At 41.1% G+C, this 1,828-nt stretch carries 1 protein-coding gene; it reads left to right on the forward strand.

Annotated elements, in window-relative coordinates; translation table 11 throughout:
• The first annotated feature begins 415 nt into the window (after nt 1-415).
• Nucleotides 416-1,717: an IS110 family transposase gene (locus ACTNES_RS20625; protein WP_441040547.1), complete on the forward strand. Its 1,302-nt coding sequence runs from the start codon at nt 416-418 to the stop codon at nt 1,715-1,717.
• Nucleotides 1,718-1,828 lie beyond the last annotated feature (111 nt).

The raw sequence follows: 1,828 nt of genomic DNA on the forward strand, positions 1-1,828 counted from the left end.
TCCTCGTATAATAAGTTTGTAAGCAAGAGAAATCACTTACAGACTTATTTCTTTTTATGGTATAGAGGTAAGGACATCTAAGAGGTATTCCCCTCATCCCATTCCCATCTATACAGTCAATAGTTACATTTTCATATCGTTTATCCTGTGGTAAGATATCAGCAGAGTCTGATGTCCGAAGGCACTGCTTTTTCTCCTTTCAGCCGGCTTTGTCCGAGACTGCTCAGAAAGCATGCAGCCTGGCTCATATGACACATTCCGCTTACACAGAAGTTGCATCTCCAGCCGTTAGCACCAGCAAAAAATGCTGACTGGATGAATGCTCATTATGCGAGGCTGCGGTCATCATATGATATCCCGGATAAACCTTTTGCTTTAGGCTTCACAAATCCAGATCGGAAAGGAGCGTGATATCATGATCAAGATCAACTATATGTCCACTTTGTTCGTTGGTATTGATGTAAGCTCAAAATCCAATGTGGTTTATGCCATGGATTTTGATGAAAACAAATATATTGATGCTTCTTTCGGCAACAACCAGCCTGGTGCTGATGAGCTTGCCGGAAAGATTGCTGCCTGTATACAAAAGCATCCGCATCTTAATACCATTATTGTGGCTCTGGAATCTACATCTGTTTACAGCATCCATATAGCCAACTTTCTGTCATCCTGTGAACTCCTGATGCCTTATAAACCCTATGTGTACTGTTTGAATCCAAAGATGACTGCAAATTACCGCAAATCCTATGTTGGCATGGATAAGACAGATCACATGGATGCCTTCCTTATTTCAGATTTTGCAAGAGTCGGCCGCACAAAAAAATGTGAACCCTGGCGAGGCAGCCAGTACCTTGCCTTAAAAAGACTTACACGCCACCGTCTTCATCTTGCTGAATGTATTACCAGAGAAAAAACCTATATGGTATCCAATCTTTACCTGAAATTCAGTGAGCTTCAGCTTCTGGATAATGACAGCCAGCCATTCAGTAACATTTACGGTGCCACATCATCCGCAGTTCTTACAGAGTTTATGTCCCTTCAGGAGATCATTGATTCTCCGGAAGAAGAACTGCTCCAGTTTCTGGCTGCCAAAAGCCGGAACCGTATTGCAGATATATCCAGGACTTCTGAACTTCTGAAAAAAGCTGCCAGAGATTCCTATCGGTTAGATAAATGCATGTATGAACCCTTGAATGTGTCTTTGGCAAGTTCATTTAACTGTATTCAGACCTATCAGAAAGAAATCAAACTGATCGATCAGGCAATTGAAAAATGCATCAACGGAATGAACCCAAATGCCTTTATCATCCTTAAGTCTATTCCAGGAATCGGACCTGTATGGGCTGCTGGAATCTTATCAGAAATAGGCGATATAACAGCATTTCACTCATCAGATGCGCTTGCTAAATATGCAGGTTTGACATGGCTGAAAAATGATTCCGGTGACTTCGTTTCCGAAGATAACCGTGTTTCAAAAGCTGGAAATACTTATCTCCGTTATTACTTTGGAGAAGCTGCAAACAGCGTCAGGAGGTATGTTCCTGAATATGCTGAATTTTATTCCAGAAAATATGCTGAAGTAACTAAACATCAGCACAAGAGAGCACTCGCACTTACATCTCGTAAATTCGTACGACTCGTTTTTGGTTTGCTGGTCAAAAACCAACTGTACACCGGCGAAAAACTGGACGCCGAATTAAATACTGAGTCTGAATAGCGCTCATTTTTCAAAAAGATGATTAATGAGCGACGGTGAAGTGCGCCCTTTTTTAGGAAAAACATATCAAAAACTATTTTAAATTTCTCTTGACATATCACCAGAATGCTT

This window comes from Blautia sp. HCP3S3_D9 (assembly GCF_052063845.1).
Classification (GTDB): Bacteria; Bacillota; Clostridia; order Lachnospirales; family Lachnospiraceae; genus Blautia_A.

What these genes read in the sequence shown, in the direction of transcription:
- ACTNES_RS20625 (WP_441040547.1), top strand. Translation starts at nt 416, where the DNA reads ATGATCAAGATCAACTATATGTCCACTTTGTTCGTTGGTATTGATGTA.